The organism is Brumicola blandensis (assembly GCF_031846165.1).
GTDB lineage: Bacteria > Pseudomonadota > Gammaproteobacteria > Enterobacterales > Alteromonadaceae > Glaciecola > Glaciecola blandensis.
In genome coordinates this window covers 292,878-314,408 of sequence record NZ_JAVRIE010000004.1, presented here as the reverse complement: position 1 = coordinate 314,408, position 21,531 = coordinate 292,878, and the positions used below count along the sequence as shown (strand labels likewise).

At 43.4% G+C, this 21,531-nt stretch carries 17 protein-coding genes; 12 read left to right on the top strand and 5 right to left on the bottom strand.

Going from position 1 to position 21,531, the window contains the following annotated elements; translation table 11 throughout:
• Window positions 1-47 precede the first annotated feature (47 nt).
• The 3 genes from RM544_RS11840 (at window position 48) to ppx (ending at window position 4,279) form a co-directional block, all read left to right on the top strand.
• Window positions 48-572 carry a glycine cleavage system transcriptional repressor gene (locus RM544_RS11840; RefSeq protein ID WP_311361999.1) on the top strand — a complete coding sequence of 175 codons (525 nt, stop codon included), beginning with the start codon at window positions 48-50 and terminating at the stop codon, window positions 570-572.
• Between the two features lie 106 nt (window positions 573-678).
• Window positions 679-2,748 (top strand): polyphosphate kinase 1, encoded by a 2,070-nt coding sequence (ppk1, locus tag RM544_RS11835; protein WP_311362102.1) that lies wholly within the window; start codon window positions 679-681, stop codon window positions 2,746-2,748.
• A 1-nt stretch (window position 2,749) separates the two neighbouring features.
• Window positions 2,750-4,279, top strand: a complete 1,530-nt coding sequence (gene ppx, locus RM544_RS11830) for an exopolyphosphatase (RefSeq protein ID WP_311361998.1) — start codon at window positions 2,750-2,752, stop codon at window positions 4,277-4,279.
• 51 nt (window positions 4,280-4,330) lie between these two features.
• Here ppx and RM544_RS11825 read toward each other — a convergent pair whose 3' ends face one another.
• The 4 genes from RM544_RS11825 to tkt all read right to left on the bottom strand — a co-directional run bounded on the left by RM544_RS11825 (window position 4,331) and on the right by tkt (window position 9,702).
• The gene (locus tag RM544_RS11825) at window positions 4,331-5,230 is read right to left on the bottom strand and encodes a fructose bisphosphate aldolase (protein ID WP_311361997.1); all 900 of its coding nucleotides are present in this window, start codon (window positions 5,228-5,230) and stop codon (window positions 4,331-4,333) included.
• A gap of 143 nt (window positions 5,231-5,373) precedes the next feature.
• Complete coding sequence (locus RM544_RS11820; RefSeq protein ID WP_311362101.1) at window positions 5,374-6,543, bottom strand: phosphoglycerate kinase; 1,170 nt, start codon at window positions 6,541-6,543, stop codon at window positions 5,374-5,376.
• A gap of 64 nt (window positions 6,544-6,607) precedes the next feature.
• Entirely contained in the window at window positions 6,608-7,627 is a 1,020-nt protein-coding gene (gene epd, locus RM544_RS11815; RefSeq protein WP_311361996.1) for an erythrose-4-phosphate dehydrogenase, read from the bottom strand.
• Between the two features lie 80 nt (window positions 7,628-7,707).
• A complete protein-coding gene (tkt, locus tag RM544_RS11810; protein WP_311361995.1) occupies window positions 7,708-9,702 on the bottom strand; it encodes a transketolase in 1,995 nt (664 codons plus the stop codon).
• 350 nt (window positions 9,703-10,052) lie between these two features.
• Between tkt and metK the strand changes: the two genes are divergently transcribed.
• The 3 genes from metK to RM544_RS11795 all read left to right on the top strand — a co-directional run bounded on the left by metK (window position 10,053) and on the right by RM544_RS11795 (window position 13,204).
• The gene (gene metK / locus RM544_RS11805) at window positions 10,053-11,204 is read left to right on the top strand and encodes a methionine adenosyltransferase (protein ID WP_311361994.1); all 1,152 of its coding nucleotides are present in this window, start codon (window positions 10,053-10,055) and stop codon (window positions 11,202-11,204) included.
• Between the two features lie 93 nt (window positions 11,205-11,297).
• Window positions 11,298-12,101 carry a M48 family metallopeptidase gene (locus tag RM544_RS11800; protein ID WP_311361993.1) on the top strand — a complete coding sequence of 268 codons (804 nt, stop codon included), beginning with the start codon at window positions 11,298-11,300 and terminating at the stop codon, window positions 12,099-12,101.
• 155 nt (window positions 12,102-12,256) lie between these two features.
• The gene (locus RM544_RS11795; protein WP_311361992.1) at window positions 12,257-13,204 is read left to right on the top strand and encodes a chemotaxis protein CheV; all 948 of its coding nucleotides are present in this window, start codon (window positions 12,257-12,259) and stop codon (window positions 13,202-13,204) included.
• A 101-nt stretch (window positions 13,205-13,305) separates the two neighbouring features.
• Here RM544_RS11795 and RM544_RS11790 read toward each other — a convergent pair whose 3' ends face one another.
• Window positions 13,306-14,130: a mechanosensitive ion channel family protein gene (locus RM544_RS11790; RefSeq protein WP_311361991.1), complete on the bottom strand. Its 825-nt coding sequence runs from the start codon at window positions 14,128-14,130 to the stop codon at window positions 13,306-13,308.
• Between the two features lie 686 nt (window positions 14,131-14,816).
• On the opposite strand from RM544_RS11790, the gene RM544_RS11785 reads away from it, so the two are divergent.
• The 6 genes from RM544_RS11785 (at window position 14,817) to RM544_RS11760 (ending at window position 21,525) form a co-directional block, all read left to right on the top strand.
• Window positions 14,817-15,545: a 16S rRNA (uracil(1498)-N(3))-methyltransferase gene (locus tag RM544_RS11785; RefSeq protein ID WP_311361990.1), complete on the top strand. Its 729-nt coding sequence runs from the start codon at window positions 14,817-14,819 to the stop codon at window positions 15,543-15,545.
• Window positions 15,546-15,604: 59 nt separating this feature from the next.
• Window positions 15,605-16,567, top strand: coding sequence for a glutathione synthase (gshB, locus tag RM544_RS11780; RefSeq protein ID WP_311361989.1), 963 nt, complete (start codon window positions 15,605-15,607; stop codon window positions 16,565-16,567).
• Window positions 16,568-16,583: 16 nt separating this feature from the next.
• Entirely contained in the window at window positions 16,584-17,150 is a 567-nt protein-coding gene (locus RM544_RS11775; RefSeq protein ID WP_311361988.1) for a YqgE/AlgH family protein, read from the top strand.
• Entirely contained in the window at window positions 17,151-17,570 is a 420-nt protein-coding gene (ruvX, locus tag RM544_RS11770) for a Holliday junction resolvase RuvX (protein WP_311361987.1), read from the top strand.
• Window positions 17,571-17,777: 207 nt separating this feature from the next.
• Window positions 17,778-18,680, top strand: coding sequence for a GGDEF domain-containing response regulator (locus RM544_RS11765; RefSeq protein ID WP_311361986.1), 903 nt, complete (start codon window positions 17,778-17,780; stop codon window positions 18,678-18,680).
• A gap of 154 nt (window positions 18,681-18,834) precedes the next feature.
• A complete protein-coding gene (locus tag RM544_RS11760) occupies window positions 18,835-21,525 on the top strand; it encodes an alpha-amylase family glycosyl hydrolase (RefSeq protein WP_311361985.1) in 2,691 nt (896 codons plus the stop codon).
• The last annotated feature ends 6 nt before the right edge of the window (window positions 21,526-21,531 follow it).

The following is a 21,531-nucleotide window of genomic DNA, read 5'->3' as shown; positions in this document are numbered from 1 at the left end:
TAAAGCACTATACTCAAAACAAATCAATAGCTAAGGAAGAATCTATTATGCAAGCAATGGTATTAACAATTGTGGGTGATGACCAACCGGGTTTGGTGGACGCAATTGCAAAGTGCATTACTGATGCCCAGGGTAATTGGCTGCGTAGCAGTTTTTGTCAGCTATCTGGACAGTTTGCGGGCTTTATAGAAGTGATGCTACCACAGGAAATGCACAATGAGCTTGTCGCGTCTTGCCACAAGCTGGCTAATCTAAAAATCACGCTTGTTCCCTCAGCTGATTTGCATAGCCAAGCCGACAAATCTGCGCAGAAATCAGCCATTATTACAGTGACTGGGAACGATCGACGCGGGATTGTCAGCGATATTACCTCAACCTTAAAAACCTTTGATATCAATATTACAGAGATGGCCACGACGTGTGAAAGCGCACCGAATTGGGGGAATTTGTTATTCACAGCGAGAGTCACCATTGCTGCAGCACCCGAATTGGACCTAGACAAAGTTCAGGACGCCATAGAGGAAATTACTGATGATGTGATGGTTGAAATTGCCGTCTTACCATCGCAATAAGATAGTCATACGATTGTCATGGATGAATGCAATGATTTAAGGTCGCATAAAGACGCCTTTCGTCACTGTTTGTTAATACTGAGAAAATTGAAAATATATTGTCATGATAAATGAAACTGAATTGTACTACCCAAAAGAGTTGAGTTGGCTCTCATTCAATGAGCGAGTGCTGCAAGAAGCCGCCGATGAAAATAACCCAATTATCGAGAGAATTCGTTTCCTCGGGATATACTCTAATAACCTAGATGAGTTTTATCGTGTTCGCTTTGCTGATGTAAAACGTCAAATTACTATTTCTCATAATGATGGCAATGAAGCGCAAGCTATTGTCTTTGAAGAATTACTAAAACGTATTCAAGAAAAAGTACACGACTTATCACAGCATTTTGACCGAATTCACAAAAACGTGACTAAAACGCTGCGCCGCTACAACATTCATATTTTACAGCACAATGAACTCAGCGAATCGCAGCTTGTTTGGGCACGCCGTTATTTTAATAGTAAAGTCCTGTTGCACGTTGCACCGATACTGTTGGATAGTAAAGTCCAACTGATACAGCGTTTGAATGATAGTTCTGTCTATTTAGATGTCGCCTTAAGACGCGAAGGTCGAAATACAAAATATGCAGTGGTAGAAATACCGACGAGTTCTATTAGCCGCTTCATTGTATTACCCCCTGAAAAGACCAAAAAGAAAAAGCAAATCATCCTGATAGATGATCTGATTAAGTTATGTCTTGCCGACATTTTCAAAGGCTTCGTAAAATTCGATTCCGCCGATGCTTATTCTTTCAAAATCACTCGGGATGCTGAGTATTCGATTAACGATGAAATCGATGAAAGTTACGTAGAAAAAATGTCTGAAGGTATGAAGCAACGACTTATTGCGGAGCCTGTGCGTATCATTCACGATGACGGCATGCCTAGCGACATGATCCAAGATTTACGTAAACGCTTGAGAATTTCGTCTGAAGATACGATTCAATCAGCCGGTCATTACCGTAACTTTAAAGACTTTATTGGCTTTCCAAATGTGGGTAGAAACTATCTTGAAAACGAGGCACTGCAAGAGATTACCAACAAAGATTTTGCCACTCATGATACCGTTTTTCAGGCAATTGCAGCAAAAGATATCTTGTTGTATTACCCCTACCATGAGTTTTTGCATTTTACCGAGTTTGTGCGTCAAGCTGCGTTTGACCCACAAGTGAAACACATCAGGCTGAATATTTATCGCGTTGCGTCACAGTCACGCATCATCAATTCACTTATCGATGCCGTTGATAATGGTAAGTCGGTGACCGTGGTGGTTGAACTGCGCGCTCGCTTTGACGAAGAAGCCAATATTGCATGGTCCAAACGTATGACTGACGCAGGGATCAAAGTGGTGCTGGGTAACCCTAATGTGAAAATCCACAGTAAACTTTGTGTCGTGTCTCGTGATGAACGAGGTGTGACCAAGCATTATGCTCACTTCGGTACCGGTAACTTCAATGAAAAGACCGCGAAAATTTACACTGATTTAAGTTTATTTACGTGTAATCAAGAGCTTGCGCTTGAATGTATTCAAGTTTTCGACATGATCCAGAATCCTTTTAGAAAGCTTAAGTTCCAGCACTTACAGCTTTCGCCGATTAATGCGCGTAGTAAGATCCAGTCTTTGATCCGCCAAGAAATCCAGCGCGTGACAGAAGGTCACAAAGGCTTGATCACACTGAAAATAAACAATCTAGTCGACAAGGAGCTTATCGATAACCTCTACCATGCGAGTCAATCCGGTGTACAAATCAAAGCGATTATTCGTGGTATGTGCTCGCTGATCCCCGGCGTAAAAGGGCTCAGTGAAAACATCGAAGTCATCAGTATTGTCGACCGCTTTTTAGAACATCCACGTATTATGATGTTTGAAAACGGTGGTGATAAGCGAGTATTTTTGTCTTCAGCAGATTGGATGACACGGAACATGGACCACCGCGTAGAGGTTGGTTGCCCTGTCTATGATCCCGATGCGATCAAGATGATAGAGGATTTACTCGACCTGCAGTTTAAAGATACCTTAAAGGCGCGTATCATCGACGAACATCAAGTAAACAATTATGTTAAGCGTGGCAATAGAAAGAAGCTGCGTTCACAAATTGAAACTTACAATTACCTCACTAAAAAGGAAGCATTGTAGCTTGCAAACCTTAGAACATGTTTTCGAAGATGTCGAAAGTCGCGACGTTAACTCTTACGCGGCTTTGGACATAGGTTCCAATAGCTTTCACCTAGTCATTGCAAGAGTTGTTGCTGGCTCCTTACAGACAGTGCAAAAAATTAAGCATAAAGTGCGTCTTGCCGACGGCCTCAATGACAAAAACATGTTGTCTGACGAAGCCATGGAACGTGGCTTGAACACACTTGAGAGCATGGCTGAGAGTATGCAAGGCTTAAGCCCTTCGCATGTTCGTGTCGTGGCAACTCATACATTGCGCAGAGCTAGAAATGCTCGGGCCTTTTTGGCCAAGGCCAGAATAGTATTTCCGTTTCCTATTGAAGTGATTTCTGGCCCAGAAGAAGCGCGTTTAATCTATGCTGGCATTGCTCATACTACCGAAACCCAAGGTCATCGTTTAATTATTGATATTGGCGGTGGCTCTACAGAGTTTGCTGTTGGTGAGGACTTACAACCTAGTATATGCAAAAGCGTACAAATGGGGTGTGTCAGTTATCAGCAACGCTATTTCCCCGAAGGCAAACTCAGTAAGCGAGCATTTCAACGAGCCATTACCGCCGCGCGTCAAGAAATTGAGTTGGTTGTTGGAAACTTAAAGCGCTTTTCATGGGACACAAGTATAGGTGCTTCGGGCACTATTCGGGCTATATGCGCAGTATTAAGTGCCGTTGCCGAAAGTGAAAACGATGTGCCAATCACCAAAGCAGGTTTGAATGAATTGATGCAACATTGTGTTGATGCTGGTCACACTGATTTAATTAACCTGCCCGGCTTGAGTGAAGATCGCAGACCTGTGTTTGCAGCGGGCCTAAGTATTTTAATCGCCATATTTAGAAGTCTTAATATTCCTCAACTGGAAACAAGCAGCGCTGCCCTGCGTGAGGGTGTGCTATATGAAATCCAAGATTTACAAAATAACAAGAGTATTCGTGAACGTACAGCGCAGAGTTTAGCCACTCGCTATGATGTCGATACGCACTATGCCAAAAAAGTGTGGGCAACATGCATTCAAATTTTTGAAAGCACCGCTGAAAACTGGGGCATCAACACTTGGGATTTACGCCATCTACTGGCTTGGTCTGCGCTATTGCATGAAGTGGGTTTACAAATAAACTCGCGAGGCGTGCAGCGCCATTCTAGCTATATTATTGAACAAACTGATTTGCCCGGGTTCAACCAAGAACAACAAAAACTCTTATCGACGCTAGTCCGTTATCACCGTAAAAAGATCAAACAGGCTGAACTGCCCAATTTCGTGAATTATGACGAAGCCACCGTGATGAAACTATTGGTTATTTTACGCTTGGGTATTTTGTTGAATATTAACCGTCAAGAGACACAACTGCCTGAATTTAGCGTCAGTTTGTCGAGTGATAAAATTGTGTTAAATTTTCCGGACAATTGGTTTGATTTATCGCCTCTGTTATTGGCTGACTTGGAACAGGAAAATGCGTACCTAGAAAGTACACCTTACAGCATAAAAATACGTTAAAAAAAGCGCCTAAAGGCGCTTTTTTTTTTGGGGTATCAAATACGCTTAGCTTTAGCTTGCGGATGCTTGATAAATGCCTTCAATAGCGCTATCGAGTGTTGCATTAAACTCGTCATCTGACTGTTGCGCACTGACACCTTCGGTTAATGCACGTGAAAAGCTCGCTATCATGCCATTATTCTCGCTTAAGCGTTGATTCGCAGTATCACGATTGTAACCGCCCGACAAAGCCACAACTTTTAAAACTTGAGGGTGATTAATGCAATCTAAGTAGAAATTAGCTTCTTCAGGAAGTGTTAATTTCAGCATCACGAATTGGTCAGCAGACAAGGCATTGAGTTCTGCCATCATCGCAGCCCTTAATAATGCTTCTGCTTCCGCTTTTTCTGGGCTATGGATATCCACTTCTGGCTCGATAATGGGAACTAAACCCGCAGCAATGATTTGCTTACCCACTTCAAATTGTTGCGCAACAACCGCATCAATGCCTTCTTTGTTCGCTAGCTTAACAACAGAGCGCATTTTAGTGCCAAAAACGTTTTGTGCATTCGCTTTTGCTAACAACTCATCCAAGCCTGGCATAGGCTTCATCAACTGTGCGCCATTCACCTCATCAGCTAAACCTTTGTCAACTTTTAGGAAAGGAACGACATTTTTCTCTTGCCACAAATAAGCAGCACTAGAAAGGCCATTAACGTCACGATCAAGCGTATTTTCAAACAAAATAGCACCTAACACACGTTCGCCGTTGAAGGCTGGGCTCGTCATAATTCGTGTACGCATTTGATGAACACAAGTAAACATTTCTTCATCATTGGTATAAGCGGACTCATCAACACCATATAGCTTCAGTGCCTTAGGTGTACTACCACCACTTTGATCCAATGCGGCAATAAAGCCTACTTCATTTTTGACTTTCGCCAACATGTCTTGCTGTGCTTGAGTTGTCATTCAACGCTCCTTTTTTCGTATTAAAGAGCAGAGTTTCTGCTCATATAAGCTATGTTTTGTGTCCAACTTTATATCCCGCCGTTTGGGTGAGTTGTGCATCCCACACGTCGTTTTGTATTATTTTTGGTATCGAAAACCAAACATTATGGTCTATCGAGTATTGCAACAGCAGGTAAAGTCTTACCTTCTAAGAATTCTAAGAACGCGCCGCCACCCGTTGATATATAGGATACCTTATTCTCGATATTATATTTATCTACTGCGGCTAAAGTATCACCACCACCCGCAATTGAGAAGGCATCGCTATCCGCAATAGCCATTGCTAGGGCTTTCGTTCCCTCACCAAACTGATCAAATTCGAATACGCCAACAGGTCCGTTCCAGACTATTGTGCCTGCATCCTTCAGTATACCCGCAAGTTTCTGAGCAGTTTCAGGACCGATATCGAAGATCATGTCTTCATCAGAAACCCGATCAACTGGCTTGATACTCGCTGGGGTGGTCTCTGAAAACTCAGTACCCGTGACAACATCGGTAGGCACTGGAATTTCACCATTATTGTCTTTCGCCGCTTGCATTAAGCGTTTTGCCTCTGGAATTAAACTTTCTTCAACTAAGGACTTTCCAACCTGGTGTCCTTGAGCCGCAATAAATGTATTGGCAATGCCGCCACCAACAATAAGTTGGTCAACCTTACTCGCCAAGGACTCTAGTACAGTGAGTTTAGTCGACACTTTCGAACCACCCACTATCGCAACTAATGGACGCTTCGGATTATCTAGCGCTTTTCCAAGAGCATCAAGTTCAGCTGCGAGTAAAGGTCCGGCGCAGACTTGATCTGCGTATTTAGCAACACCGTGAGTAGAGGCTTGCGCTCTATGTGCGGTGCCGAATGCATCCATAACAAACACATCACACAAAGCAGCATACTGCTTCGCTAATGCATCATCATCTTTCTTCTCACCAACATTAAAGCGAACGTTTTCTAATACCGTGACTTTTGCACCTGTTGATGCAAGGCCATTTAAATAATCGCTGGCTAACTCAACACCACCATCTAAAGCGTCGTTTAAGTAATTCACTACGGGTTGAAGTGAGAATTCAGCTTCGGCTTGACCTTCAGTGGGTCGGCCTAGGTGAGACATAATCAATACTGTTGCCCCTTTTTCAAGAGCAAGTTTAATCGTGGGTAGCGATGCACGAATGCGTGCGTCAGAGCTAACAACCCCCTCTTTAATAGGCACATTTAAGTCTTGTCTGATCAGGACTCGCTTCCCGTGTAAATCTAACTCTTTCATTTCGCGAATAGGCATCATTTTCTCCTTCAGACGATCACTTAGTTGTTCATTTTTAAAAGTTGTACCTGCTGTTTGCGAACTACACCTGCTCTTCCAACTGGTGCATATACAATGCAGTATCGAGCATTCTGTTTGCAAATCCCCACTCATTGTCACACCAAACAAGTGTTTTCACTAATTGCTTATGACTCACTCTTGTTTGCGTACCATCCACAATCGAAGAATGTGGATCATGGTTAAAGTCCACAGATACTAGTGGCTCTTCAGTATAATCAATTATCTGTTTCAATGCGCCACGAGCCGCATGCTTCAAGACAGTGTTTACATCATTTACGCTGACTTTTTCTCGTAAAGTGACACTCAAATCCATAGCGGTTACGTTAATGGTGGGCACCCTAACTGCAATCGCTTCGAACTTGCCTGCAAAGCGCGGTAATATGCGTTCAATGCCAGCAGCCAAACGCGTATCCACCGGAATGATAGACTGGCTAGCAGCCCTAGTACGGCGCAGATCAGGGTGATAAGCATCGATAACTTGTTGGTCATGCATTGAGGAATGGATTGTTGTAATTGTACCACTCTCGACACCATACGCTTCGTCCAATACTTGAATAATGGGGACGATACAATTGGTAGTGCAGGAGCCATTGGATACGATCTTATCGCTCGGCTGAAGACTCTGATGGTTAATGCCGTAAACAATAGTAGCATCCATATCTTGCCCACAAGGCTGTGAAAACAAGACCTTCTTGGCACCGTTCTTTATATGTTGTTGTGCATCTTCTCTGGCGCTGTAAACCCCTGTGCATTCCAACACAATATCAACAGCTTGTTCTGCCCAATTTAATTGTTGGATATCGCTTTGTTGATAAAGTGGAATTTTGTCACCGTTCACGATTAGACATTGATCAGTGTAATCTACTGTGCCTTTGAAACGGCCATGTGCAGTGTCATACTTTAATAAGTGTGCGACCCCCTCGGCAGAGGCGACTTCGTTAATAGCAACGACTTTGATGTGGGATTGTCTACCCGACTCATATAGAGCGCGCAGAACATTGCGGCCAATGCGGCCAAAACCGTTGATGGCAACACGCAACATTAGCATGTACCTCGAGAGAAGACAGGCTGCTGCCCATCGTTAAAAACAATGAGCAAGCAGCTAGTGCTGATATTCAAACCTTAGTTTAATCCTTTTGCCGCAGCATAAACCGCTTCTGCAGTAATACCAAAGTGTTCGAATAACTGGCCTGCTGGTGCAGACTCACCGAAAGTGTCCATACCAATAACAGCGCCATTAAGACCAACGTATTTATACCAAGTATCTTTCGCCAACGCTTCTACTGCAACTCGCTTAGAAATAGACGATGGAAGGACTGTCTCTTTGTACTCTGCAGATTGACGATCAAAAACATCTGTACATGGCATTGAGACAACACGCGTTGCAATGCCCTCTGCATTTAGCTTCGCAGCGGCTTCAACAGCAAGTTGAACTTCTGAACCGGTCGCAATAAGAATAGTGTCAGGCGTGCCCTCACTATCAACCAATATGTATCCACCACGTTCAACATCGGCTAACTGCTGTGCATCACGCGCCTGCTGAGGCAAACCTTGGCGAGTGAAAATCAAACTCGTTGGGCCGTCGGTGCGTTCAATTGCAGCTTTCCACGAAATGGCTGATTCAACTTGGTCACAAGGGCGCCAGTTGTCTAAGTTAGGTGTTGCACGCAAAGCCACAACTTGCTCAACTGGTTGGTGTGTTGGGCCATCTTCACCTAGACCAATCGAGTCATGGGTGTAAACAAATATGACTGGTTGCTTCATCAATGCTGCCATACGCACAGCATTTCGAGCATACTCCATGAACATCAGGAATGTTGCACCATAAGGCTTAAACCCGCCGTAAAGTGCAATACCATTCATCATGGCAGACATGCCGAATTCACGAACACCGTAATACAAATAGTTACCTGAAGCATCATCGGCACTTACACCTTTGCTACCAGACCAAATAGTCAGATTTGAACCCGCCAAATCAGCTGAGCCACCTAGGAGCTCAGGTAGCAATGGACCAAAAGCATTCAATGCATTTTGAGACGCTTTGCGCGTAGCGATGTTTTCAGGGTTTGCTTGCAAACCTCTGATGTATTTGTTTGCGTCATGCCCCCAGTTTTCTGGCAAGCCATGGGTTTTACGACGAATAAATTCTTGTGCCAATTCAGGATGAGCTTGTTGGTATTCAGCAAACATAGCATCCCAAGCCGCTTCGGCTTCAGTACCTTTGGCTTTGCCGTCCCACCCTGCATAAACGTCGGCAGGTACGTCAAACGCAGCATGCGGCCAATCCAATTCTTTTCTGACCAATGCAATTTCATCGTCACCTAGTGGTGCACCGTGACAATCTTCTTTACCTTGCTTATTTGGCGAACCAAAACCGATCACTGTTTTACAGCAAATCAAACTTGGACGAGAGGTTTCTGCCTTCGCTTTTTCAATTGCAGCGGCGATTTGCTCAGGATCGTGACCATCAACACCTGCAATCACTTGCCAGCCATAGGACTCAAACCGTTTCGGTGTGTCGTCGCTAAACCATCCTTCAACTTCACCATCGATAGAAATACCATTGTCATCCCAAAATGCGATCAATTTACCTAAACCTAAGGTACCAGCAAGAGAGCATGCCTCATGGGAAATGCCTTCCATTAAACAGCCGTCGCCTAAGAAAGCATAGGTTTGGTGATCAACAACATTGAATGAGTCTCTATTAAACTGCGCAGCAAGCACTTTTTCTGCGATCGCCATACCAACCGCATTCGTTATGCCCTGCCCTAAAGGACCTGTCGTAGTTTCGACGCCTGGCGCATAACCATATTCCGGGTGACCTGGGGTTTTAGAGTGTAATTGACGAAATTGCTTTAATTCCTCAATTGGCAGTTCGTAGCCTGTGAGGTGCAATAGAGAATATAAGAGCATCGAGCCATGCCCATTGGAAAGCACAAAACGATCACGGTTTGCCCAGTTAGGATTGTTCGGGTTGTGCGACATAAAGTCTGTCCACAAAACTTGCGCAATATCGGCCATTCCCATCGGGGCGCCAGGGTGTCCTGACTTGGCTTGTTGAACAGCGTCCATACTTAACGCTCTAATGGCGTTGGCTAAATGACGACGTGATGGCATGAGCTCTCCTTGATACTTCGATTACATAATGCTGTAAGAATCCGAGGGCTTGACCGCGGTTCCTCAAACTGAGGGCGTATTCTCATACACCGAGCGACTTTGTTCAATCATTATTCGGCGTTTCTGTGTTGATTTTTTTGCTTTAATCGCATTTTTAAACATCCAAAATTCTCGACAAGCCGTATCAGCCCTAAACCCGACTAGACTTTTAGACGTCTAGAAGTAAAGATTGGTAAAATTCATTTTTTCGACTACAATGTCGATATTGAACTGAAGCAACGAAAATCCAAGGGCCAATTCGTGTTCATTATTGAGAACGCGTCCCTTGGTTTGTAACTATAGGATAATTCATGGCTAGCCATTTATTTACATCAGAGTCAGTGTCTGAAGGACATCCTGACAAAATTGCAGACCAAATTTCAGATGCCGTTTTAGATGCCATCTTAGAAATAGATCCAAAAGCGCGCGTCGCTTGTGAAACCTTCGTCAAAACGGGGATGGTTTTGGTTGGCGGTGAAATTAACACCAAAGCCTGGGTCGATATAGAAGAGTTAACAAGAAAAACGGTAAAAGAAATCGGTTATACCCATTCTGATATGGGCTTTGATGCTGATTCTTGCGCGGTATTGAATGCTATTGGTAAACAATCGAACGATATTAATCAAGGTGTTGATCGCTCTTCACCAGAGGAACAAGGCGCGGGTGACCAAGGTTTAATGTTTGGTTACGCGAGTAATGAAACCGACGTCTTAATGCCAGCGCCAGTCACTTTCGCCCACCGTCTTGTGCATAAGCAAGCGGAAATGAGAAAAAGCGGCAAGCTTAATTGGTTGCGTCCAGATGCTAAGAGTCAAGTCACCTTTGTTTACGAAGATAACAAACCTGTAGGCATCGACGCAGTGGTTCTATCAACCCAGCACTGTGACTCAGTCAGTAATGAAGTGTTACGTGAAGCAGTCATGGAAGAAATCATTAAGCCAGTGCTTCCCGCTCAGTGGCTTACTAAACAAACGCAATTTCACATTAACCCGACCGGTCGTTTTGTTATAGGTGGTCCAATGGGTGATTGTGGTTTGACGGGTCGTAAAATCATCGTCGATACCTACGGTGGCATGGCACGTCATGGCGGCGGTGCATTTTCAGGTAAAGATCCGTCAAAAGTTGATCGCTCGGCGGCATATGCTGGTCGTTATGTGGCTAAAAATATCGTTGCCGCTGGTCTTGCTGATCGTTGTGAAATTCAAGTTTCCTATGCGATTGGTGTGGCTGAACCGACTTCTATTTCTGTCGAAACCTTCGGAACAGGCAAAGTCAGTGATAATGTGTTAACGAATTTAGTGCGTGAACATTTTGATTTGCGTCCCTATGGTTTAATTACTATGCTCGACTTAGAGCGCCCTATCTATAAAGCAACTGCAGCGTATGGGCACTTTGGTAGAGATGAATTTCCATGGGAAAAAACCGACAAAGCCAATGACCTGAGAGCAGCTGCTGGGCTATAATAGTTCACAAGGCTTAGGTTCAGAGTGCCAATCGGTACATTGAGATTCAAATAATGCCTCCTGTATGGGGGCGTTTTTTTATAAGGAATTAATATGCTTCGCAGATTTATCATGGTCAGTTCCGCTGCATTACTGAGTGTAGCGCTTGTCGCTTGCACAACGTCGCCAACAGGCCGTTCTCAGTTATTGTTGTTTCCAGAGTCACAGCTGAGCGAAATGGGCGTACAAGCATTCGCTGGGATGAAGTCGGATATCAAAATATCTAATAAAGCGGTGCAAAATGAATATGTACAATGTATTGCTAAAAGTATCACTCAGCACGTGTCTAAAGAGGTATTTGATGGCGAATGGGAAGTCGTCGTTTTTGATGATGCTCAGGTAAATGCCTTCGCCTTACCTGGCGGCAAAATAGGCGTATACACAGGCTTATTAGATGTAGCAGTAAACCAACATCAAGTTGCTGCTGTTATCGGACATGAGGTAGGTCATGTAATCGCTCATCACGGTAACGAAAGAGTGTCTCAAAACGCCGTGATTGGCACGGGCCAACAAATTGTAAACCAAGTACTGCAAGCAAACGAAGTGTCCAATAGCGGTTTGATTATGTCGGGCCTGGGTTTAACTACTCAATATGCTGTCGCCTTGCCATTTAGTCGCACCCATGAAAGCGAAGCTGATGAAATTGGTTTAGACTTGATGGCCAAGGCGGGCTTTGATCCCAAACAGTCAGTCGAGTTATGGAAAAATATGAGCAAAGCGAGTGGTGGAGAATCCCAAGCAGAGTTTTTCTCGACTCACCCAAGCCCTACAACACGTATCGAAGATTTACAAAGTAAAATGGACGCAGCGTTGGTCACTTATAAAAGTGCAGTAAACCGTCCGAAATGTGGGCCTTAGTGTAAAGACAAAAGGAACTTGGCCGTTAACTCTATAGGCCGACAATACTTGTATCGCAATTAGCATTAATTACAACTCGGTTTTGCATACGCATACAGTGTTAAAATACGCACCTCGCTGACGTTTAAGCGTGGTGCGATAAATAGAGTAAAAATATGTCCAACTTAATGTCGTCAATAGACCAAAGAACAAAGCTAGTAGGTGAAAATCGCCTTGAGCTACTTATGTTTAAACTTGGGTCTAGGCATACCTTCGCATTAAATGTATTCAAGGTCAGGGAGGTTATTACCGTACCTGCAATGAATAAAATGCCAGGCTCACACTATCATATCGTTGGCGTGACCAATTACCGTGGTAAATCTATTCCTATTATTGATTTACGCTCATCGATTCAGATGACAAACAACAATACCGCATATAAACCTGAAAACGTCATCATTACTGAATACAACAGAAGCGTTCAAGGCTTTTTGATTGGCCAAATCATGAATATTGTGAACACCAGTTGGAGCGATATTCAACCACCACCAAGCACTGCAGGTAAAAACAATTACCTTACAGCAATCACTCACTACGAGCAGGATGGGCAATCAGAGCTAGTCGAGATTATTGACGTTGAAAAAGTGCTTTCCGAAATTGTCGACTACGACACTACTATTAACGAAGAACTCTTAGATGAAGATATTGCCAAGCACCTCGTTGGCAAAAAGATTTTAGTGGTCGATGATTCTGCTACCGCCAGGTGGCAAATCAGACAAACGCTCACACAGCTAGGTTTAGAAATTATCGAAGAAAAAAATGGCTTACGAGCACTGCGCAGATTACAACAATGGGCCGATGACGGGATCAAAGTAACGGACGAAATACTGATGATGTTTACCGATGCTGAAATGCCAGAAATGGACGGATATCGCCTCACCGCGGAAGTGCGAGAAGATCCCAGAATGAGTAACTTGTTTATTGCTTTAAACACATCTCTCAGTGGCAGCTTCAATGAAGCGATGGTGAAAAAAGTAGGCTGTAATCGCTTTATATCTAAATTCCAACCAGACCTACTCGTCGAAGTTGTGCAAGATAGAATGAGAGAGGCTCTCTCAGCATAAAAAAACCACCGTCCTAAATGAACTAGGAACGGTGGTTTTTAATCTATAAGAGCGGCTAACACTCGCTTATCAAAAAGCAGCTCTAGTTATACAAATCCAGTTTAGTCTTGCTTCTGGACGTGCACATCCATTTGTGGGAATGGAATAGAGATATCTTCTTTGTCGAAACGCAATTTGACGGCTTCCGTGAAATCAAACATGACGCCCCAATAATCACCGGATTTGACCCAAGGACGAACAACAAAGTTCACACTACTATCACCAAGCTCGGCAACTGCAACAGTTGGCGCTGGATCAGCTAAGATACGATCATCTGCACCTACCATTTCTTCCAACACTTTTTTCGCTTTAAGCAGGTCGTCGCCATAGCCGATACCAAATTTCATGTCTACACGACGAGTATCTTTAGCAGAGAAGTTGATAATGTTTCCGCCGTAGATATTGCCGTTAGGAACAATAATTTCTTTGTTATCTGGTGTATTCATGATGGTAGAGAAAACACCGATACTGACTACAGAACCAGCTACACCACCCGCATCAACAAAGTCACCTTTCTTGAAAGGACGGAAGACAAGTAGCATGACACCCGCTGCAAAGTTTTGCAGAGAACCTTGCAAAGACAGACCAATTGCTAAACCGGCCGCAGCAATAATGGCAGCGAGGGAAGTAGTATCAACACCCAGTTCATTCAAGGCCGCAATAATAACAAACAGCATCAACACCGCGTTAACGATTGACTTGAGGAAATTGATTAGCATTTCGTCGTATTTTGACTTGGCTAATAACTTACCAAACGCGGCAACTAACAGTTTCACAACAAACTTACCCACGACATAAATGACGATTGCCATTGCCAGGTCTATTGCAAAAGGAATGATATAATCGTCTAAGTATTTCGACATATCGTCTTGGGTGAAATCAAACATGGTACATATCCTATGTAATTTATTATTTTTTGTGTGTTTGCCTAACTACCGAACAAACTGTATATAAAGTATCATTAATGATAAATAAAACAAGCAGTAAGACACAATGAAAGCGCTACCGACAAGAGTGAGTTTCTGATCCAAATGACACATCCAGCACAGATTTGCACAACTTTTGTACTAAAAAGCAGTTGAAATTTAATTCATTTTGGCTAGACTTAGAAACACTTTGTAACTGGTCAGATTTCATACCCCGATGACTGTCGCTAATAGCAGACACTTTCATCAAGAGAATTTATTCACGTTTTACCCAGAATAAATCGTATAATGGCTAAAGTATGTAAGCTCTCCAAGGATGGGATTCATTTAACCGCACTGTTTAGTGCTCTACGTCATAGGATTTGGCAATGGCTATATATATTTTTGCGCTCGTTATAGTAACCGTAGTGTCTTTGTTTTTATTTTGTTTGAGTGAGTCAAAAGGACGCAATAGTCCTCATGCTCGAGGCAAGAAAATACGTCAAGGCAAAATATTTAGTCGCGCAGAGCAGTAAGCTGCGCGGCCTTGCTCGGCAACAAACCTTCAAATAATCACCGCACATTCGTTAGAAGATCCAGAGACCCAATCTACTGGACGTGATAATATACGTTTAACTTTGTAGTTAATTGGAAAGAAGAAAAGTCGCATGCGAATATCTCGCTTTTACGTTGATTGCTCACTGTCAGTAGACAATGAAATTCCCCTATCGCAAGAGCTCTGCCATTATATCAATACTGTGTTACGTTTGAAGCAAGGCGATCCTATCGTTCTGTTTAACGGTGATGGCAATGAATATAGTGCTGAAATACTTAGCATTTCTAAAAAGCAGCTCGTTGCATTAGTGAATACTCAATTGAGTATACGCAGCGAGTCACCCTTAAGTATTCACTTAGCCCAAGGCGTGTCAAAAGGCGACCGAATGGATTTTGCTCTTCAGAAATCAGTAGAGCTTGGCGTCACTGAAATTACACCAGTGATTACAGAACGCTGCGTGGTGAAGCTCAATGAGGAACGTTGGGCGAAAAAGCATGAGCAGTGGCAAAAAATTATTATCTCGGCATGCGAGCAGTCTGGTCGAAATGTTTTGCCAACCTTGCATCCGCCAATTGCCCTCTCACGTTGGCTAGGACAAAGCACCGAACAAAGTAAAGTCATTTTATCCCCAGGGGCAAGTACTTACCTTTCTCAACTTCCTCGCTCGGTGAAAGGTTTTAGGCTACTAATCGGTCCTGAAGGTGGGCTTTCTGAACAAGAAGTATATACCTGTGAACAAACCGGCTTTTTGAGCGCTAATATTGGCCCTCGAGTACTGCGTACAGAAACCGCAGCGCTTGCTAGTATCACAATTTTACAAGCGACTTTTGGCGATCTGTAACTTGAAATATGGGCATTAATGACCATTTAATAATTAGACATGAATAAAGTGGAAAAGCGATGAGTGCTGAGAAAAAACAAATCAAACTCGGAATAGTAATGGATCCTATCGACGCCATTAATATCAAAAAGGACACGAGTTTTGCCATGCTGACTGAAGCACAGTCGCGTGGTTATGAAATTTATTACATGGAAATGGGTGATTTGTACATTAACAATGGTGAGCCGAGAGCCAAGACAAAAACACTGAGTGTGAAAGACGACAGTGATAATTGGTTCACGTTTCTTGCTGAAAAAGATATCTGTTTGGGCGAGTTAGACACTTTACTCATGCGCAAAGATCCTCCCTTTGATAGTGAGTTTTTGTTCGCGACTCAAATTTTTGAACTTGCCGAGCATCGCGGATGTTTAGTCGTTAATAAAGCACAAGCCTTGCGGGATTTTAATGAAAAGCTTTTCACTTCGTGGTTCCCTGAACTGATCCCTGACACGCTCGTCACCAGTAACAAAGCGCTCATTCGAGAGTTTCATGCAAAACATAAAGATATTATTTGCAAACCTTTAGATGGCATGGGTGGAACCTCGATATTTCGAGTGAAAGAAGACGGCAACAACCTTGGTGTTATTATCGAAACACTCACAGAGTTAGGTACGCGTTATGCCATGTTCCAAGCCTACATGCCACAAATTTCTGAGGGTGATAAACGCATTTTGATCGTTGACGGACAAGTTGTTCCTTATGCGTTAGCAAGGTTACCCGCCAAAAATGAAACACGTGGTAATTTAGCCGCTGGCGGTACTGGAAGACCTCAGAAGTTGAGTGACTCTGATTGGCAGATTGCGGAAAAGATTGCAGCCAATATGAGTGAGAAAGGTCTGTTATTTGTTGGCCTAGATGTAATTGGCGATAAGGTAACGGAAATCAATATCACCAGCCCAACTTGCGTCAAAGAGATAGAAGCGGCTTACGATATTAATATTTGTGGCATGTTATTCGATGCCATTGAAAAAAGAGTGATATAGGACAAGACCAAGGTTAATGAAAAGTTTAAGTAGTTTACAAAATCAATTGCTTATCGCAATGCCATCGATGACTGACCGATATTTTGAACGTTCGGTGATTTATATGTGTGAGCATTCTGAAGAAGGGGCAATGGGCATTGTGATTAATCAGCCATCGACCATGACATTTCGAGAGCTAATTCACCAAGCGGATCAAGACGCCGTGGTTGAAGACTCAAAGAGCGAACAGATTGTGGTTTGTGGCGGCCCCGTCAATCAGGACCGCGGATTCATTCTGCATCAAACTCAGGCTGGCTGGGGCTCAAGCATTGCTGTTAGTCCAGATTTAATGGTCACAACATCGAAGGATATTTTAGCGGTACTCGGCAATGACAAAGGACCTGACAAATCAATCGTGGCTTTGGGCTACGCAGGTTGGGAAGCGAAGCAGTTAGAACAAGAAATTCAAGACAATTCATGGTTAGTGGTTGAGGCTGATGAAGATATCCTTTTTAACATGCCAATTCATGCGAAGTGGCAAGCTGCAGTAAATAAGCTAGGAGTAGATGTGTGGCAACTTACTCAAGATGTCGGTCACGCATAAATGCAAAATCAAACGATCTTGGCATTTGACTTTGGTACTAAAAGTATCGGTGTTGCCATTGGTCAGAGTATTACTGGTACTGCCGCTCCTTTATCAGCGTTGAAAGCAAACGACGGCATTCCTAACTGGGAGGCCATTGAAAAGCTCATTGAGCAATGGCAGCCTAATGGCTTATTAGTTGGTTTGCCGTTAAATATGGATGGTACTGAGCAAGAAATTACGCAACGCGCCAAAAAGTTTGCGAATCGATTACATGGTCGCTATGGCCTAAATGTCGTCACACATGACGAGCGCTTGAGCACCGTTGATGCGAAAGCAAGGCTGTTCGACCTAGGTGGCTTTAAAAAACTGAGTAAAGACAAGGTTGACAGTGTTTCCGCCTGCCTTATCTATGAAAGTTGGTTAGAAAACACCTTCTAGCATCGACTAGAGTCTAAAAAACACTCAATTCTTGTTTGAATTTTACATTATTTATTGCAAACATTACTATCTTAACCGTATAAGTTTTCCCTTACAGTTAAGCGCTTTCATACTCATACTGTGCAGTCTGAAGCATAAAGCTTCGTTATAGGCTCCTAGCGCTAGATTTTAACTAAGAGTCACATTGATGTTTCACAAAGGTGTATAGTGAATAATAAAAGTAAAGTGCTTATCATCGATGATGACTTAACCAATCTAGAAATTGTTAGTCAGATATTGAAGTCTGAGTACACTGTCAAAACATCACATTTGCCGCCAGAAGGGATAGAAGCAATAGAGAGCTTTGCGCCAGACCTAATCTTAATGGATGTGAAAATGCCTGGCATGGATGGCTTTTCTGTTTGTAACGAAATTAAACAAAACCCAAAGACTAAAGACATTCCCGTTATTTTCTTATCTGCATTTGCACTGGCTGATTTTCAAGAAAAAGGATTCGCTGCAGGGGCTGTAGATTATATTACCAAGCCATTTATCGGTGAAATACTCAAAGCGCGTATCAGAGCACATTGTCAAACGCATACCAAATTAGCGAACTATCGAAATCAAGTACAATTCGATGCCAGTACACTTAACCAAAACAATCAAAAATTTCATCAACAACTGCGCTTTGAATGCGCTAGAGCCCGTCGAGCAAAGGGTTCGTTGGGTTTGCTAGTTTTCAAGGTTGATGATTTTGAGTATAAATTAGCCGATTACGAAGCGGAAGAAATGACAACCGTCTTAATAGAAATGACGAATACCGTTAGCCGCGCCGCAGCAAGGCCATACGACCAGTGTGTTCGCGTTGGCGAGAATGAGTTTGCTGTTATATTACCTGAAGCAGACCTGCAAGGATCCGTGCTAGTAGCAAACAGGATTAAACAAACCCTAAGCCAAGAAGCCGTTAGCTTCGATATTGCCGGTAATGACCTGCTCACAATCACCATAGGTGCTTCGTCATTAACTCCGGAAAGTCCAAATGATTTTATTGCCCTGTATGATGACGCAAAAGACGCACTGCAAAAAACGAAACTTAGCGGCAAGCACAATACCATTGTCTTCAATGGCTAAGATCTTCGGTATCTAAGACACAACGCTATTCCGCTAACAAACTGTTTACAATCGTATTCATAGGCCTCTTTCTGCATAGTTTATTGAAACATTGAAGGACATCAATCACACTCTGGCGTACCTGATTCGTTTTTAATCAAAGTGATCTGCGCTTATGACAGCAAGATTAGCAACTTATTCTCCTTTCCATCACATCGTTGTATTTTGCCGATTTTTGGTATGCTTATTATCCGTCAGCGCCCTATCAGCTTGCCAATCTGATAAAGCCTCTACGTCGCAACTTGCTTCGCCTGATTGGGGAGAGCAAAAGGTGTATTTTGTGTTGCTAGACAGGTTCAATGATGGCGAGTCTTCGAATAATGATTTTGGGCAAGGTGAATACTCACCAACCCAAGAAAGCCATTTCAACGGCGGCGATATACAAGGTTTAATCGACAAGCTTGATTATATTCAAGGGATGGGTTTTACCGCCGTTTGGGTCAGCCCGCCGGTGTTGAATCAGTGGTGGAGTCCAAAGGCTGAATATGGCGGCTATCATGGCTACTGGGCTAAGAACTTCAAACAGATAGATCCCCATTTTGGAAATCTGGATGACTATAAAGCACTGGCTAAAGCGCTGCATTCAAGAGGAATGTATTTAATTCAAGATATTGTTGTAAACCATACTGGAATTTTCTTTAGCTACAAGGGAAACGAATTTAATCCAAACTCCCCCCTCACTAACTTCTACCTTAGTGCACCAAAAGAAGACACATATGACGCACCAACTCAGTCCCCTTTCGACCAAATTAATTTGCTAAACCCTAGCCATGAAAAAGCCGCTATCTATCACTGGACGCCAGAGCTTGAAAACTTCGATAGTGTTGAGCAGCAATATACCTATCAACTCGGAGGCTTAGCAGATCTCAATACCAGCAACGAAGCAGTACTTGCGGCATTGAAAGAGAGTTACAAATATTGGATAGAAGAAGTGGGAGTAGACGCCTTTCGAATCGACACTGTGAAGTATGTGGAACACGATTTTTGGCATCGCTTCTTGCATGACGAAGATGGTATTTATCCTTTTGCTGAGTCTCTCGGTAAGAAGCACTTTCTAACGTTCGGCGAAGTGTTTCAGTTTTCAGAGCCTCTGCAGAATGACGGTGAAAAAGCCATCGCAGAATACCTAGGTACCGGTGAGAAACCCGAATTGAACGCAGTGATAAACTTTCCATTGTATAAGGACATTTCTCGCGTATTCGCCCAAGGTATCGCCACTGAAGAACTTGCCTACCGTTTGCAGCAGCATATGGAGGTGTTTCCTCACCCCAGATTTACGCCTACTTTTATCGACAATCATGATACTCCCCGCTTTCTTGCAGGAGGTAGTCAGGACGCGATGTTGCAGAGTTTAGCCTTGCTTTATACCACCCCAGGTATTCCAGTGGTGTATCAAGGTACAGAGCAAGCCCTCCTAGAAACTCGCCAAAGTATGTTTGCCGGCGGTTTTGCATCTCAACAGTCACATTTCAATACCCACTCTTCTTTTTATATGCATATCCAAAAGTTAGCCGCAATTCGAGAGCAACAAAGTGCCTTTACAGAGGGTAAATTGCGTATTTTAAAAAGCCAATCATTTGGTCCGGGAGTGCTTGCCTATCAGCTCACGTCAGTGCACGAGCATAGCGATAAGAGTGAAAGTGCGCTTGTCCTTATGAATACAGCAGAGCACACCGTTGTCACCGGTAACATGAGTACTTCCTTTGGGGCAAACAATCAATTAAACACTCTGTTCGCACACAAGGTCGAGCCAACACAGTCTATTGTCACAAATAACAACGGTGACCTACAACTTGTGCTGGCCGCGCGGGCGATCATGATTCTAGAGAGTGGCCAAACCTTTAGTACCACAAGTCATGGAGAACCATCAAAACAAACGCTAGCGCCATTTTCAGTCAATGGCCTCGAAAACATCGCAGGTCTCACGTTTACCGACGATACCGGCATTCAAGGAAGCAGTAATCGACCCAATGCCCAACTTGCTTTCATACTCGACGGTATGTGGGATGAACGTATCACTGTGAACACTGACGAAAATGGGAACTGGGACTACACTTTGCAGATAAAAGATTTGGGAAGAATGACTAAGACGCTGATGATTTATGACACCGCAAGTCAAGCGCTCAGTGAAACGGCTACTTTTACCGCAGTGCAAAACCGTGCTACACAAGAAGTTCGGGTAAGCGATCCACAAAATGACGATGTTGGCCCAACAGGCACTTACCAGAACTTGCAACATACGCAATCGGGCAAGCAAAGAGATATGCTTGAATTACAAGCTAGGACCGGTGGCGCGAACTTACAAATCACCGTTAAGATGAAAGAAGTCAGTGAGGTATGGGCACCTGCTTTTGGTTTTGATAATGTCAGTTTTAGCCTCTTTTTACATGTACCTGAATTAGCAAAGAAAAACGCTAGCGCAACGTCAGTTTTGCCAATGATGAATGCTTCGATGCCTGAAGGCTTCGACGCAAACACTTGGCACATTGGACATGTTGCCTTCGGTTGGGGAAACTACTTATTTGATGCGTCAACGGCGAATTCTGCACGTCGCGGACAAAACGTAGGCAGCGCCCCGGCTATACACGTCAACCATGACGAAAACACTGTGACATTTACTTATTCAGGAAAAGCCATGGGGATAAGCGATTGGTCAAACACGAGCATTTACATTAGCACTTGGGATATTGCAGGTGAAGGTCACTACCGAAAAATATCAAAAGAAGGCGGACTCTGGGAGTTTGGTGGGGGCGACAGTACTTCCCCCAAAGTGCTCGATGATGCTTTTCTACAATTGCACAATTGAAGCTAC

Excerpts from the sequence above, each read along its gene's own strand:
- gshB (WP_311361989.1), top strand. The coding sequence starts at position 15,605 with ATGAGTGCTGAGAAAAAACAAATCAAACTCGGAATAGTAATGGATCCT.
- RM544_RS11760 (WP_311361985.1), top strand. The coding sequence starts at position 18,835 with ATGACAGCAAGATTAGCAACTTATTCTCCTTTCCATCACATCGTTGTA.
- epd (WP_311361996.1), bottom strand. The coding sequence starts at position 7,627 with ATGTTGCGTGTTGCCATCAACGGTTTTGGCCGCATTGGCCGCAATGTT.
- RM544_RS11785 (WP_311361990.1), top strand. The coding sequence starts at position 14,817 with ATGCGAATATCTCGCTTTTACGTTGATTGCTCACTGTCAGTAGACAAT.
- RM544_RS11825 (WP_311361997.1), bottom strand. The coding sequence starts at position 5,230 with ATGACAACTCAAGCACAGCAAGACATGTTGGCGAAAGTCAAAAATGAA.
- metK (WP_311361994.1), top strand. The coding sequence starts at position 10,053 with ATGGCTAGCCATTTATTTACATCAGAGTCAGTGTCTGAAGGACATCCT.
- ruvX (WP_311361987.1), top strand. The coding sequence starts at position 17,151 with ATGCAAAATCAAACGATCTTGGCATTTGACTTTGGTACTAAAAGTATC.
- tkt (WP_311361995.1), bottom strand. The coding sequence starts at position 9,702 with ATGCCATCACGTCGTCATTTAGCCAACGCCATTAGAGCGTTAAGTATG.
- RM544_RS11795 (WP_311361992.1), top strand. The coding sequence starts at position 12,257 with ATGTCCAACTTAATGTCGTCAATAGACCAAAGAACAAAGCTAGTAGGT.
- RM544_RS11800 (WP_311361993.1), top strand. The coding sequence starts at position 11,298 with ATGCTTCGCAGATTTATCATGGTCAGTTCCGCTGCATTACTGAGTGTA.
- RM544_RS11840 (WP_311361999.1), top strand. The coding sequence starts at position 48 with ATGCAAGCAATGGTATTAACAATTGTGGGTGATGACCAACCGGGTTTG.
- RM544_RS11790 (WP_311361991.1), bottom strand. The coding sequence starts at position 14,130 with ATGTTTGATTTCACCCAAGACGATATGTCGAAATACTTAGACGATTAT.
- RM544_RS11775 (WP_311361988.1), top strand. The coding sequence starts at position 16,584 with ATGAAAAGTTTAAGTAGTTTACAAAATCAATTGCTTATCGCAATGCCA.
- RM544_RS11820 (WP_311362101.1), bottom strand. The coding sequence starts at position 6,543 with ATGCCTATTCGCGAAATGAAAGAGTTAGATTTACACGGGAAGCGAGTC.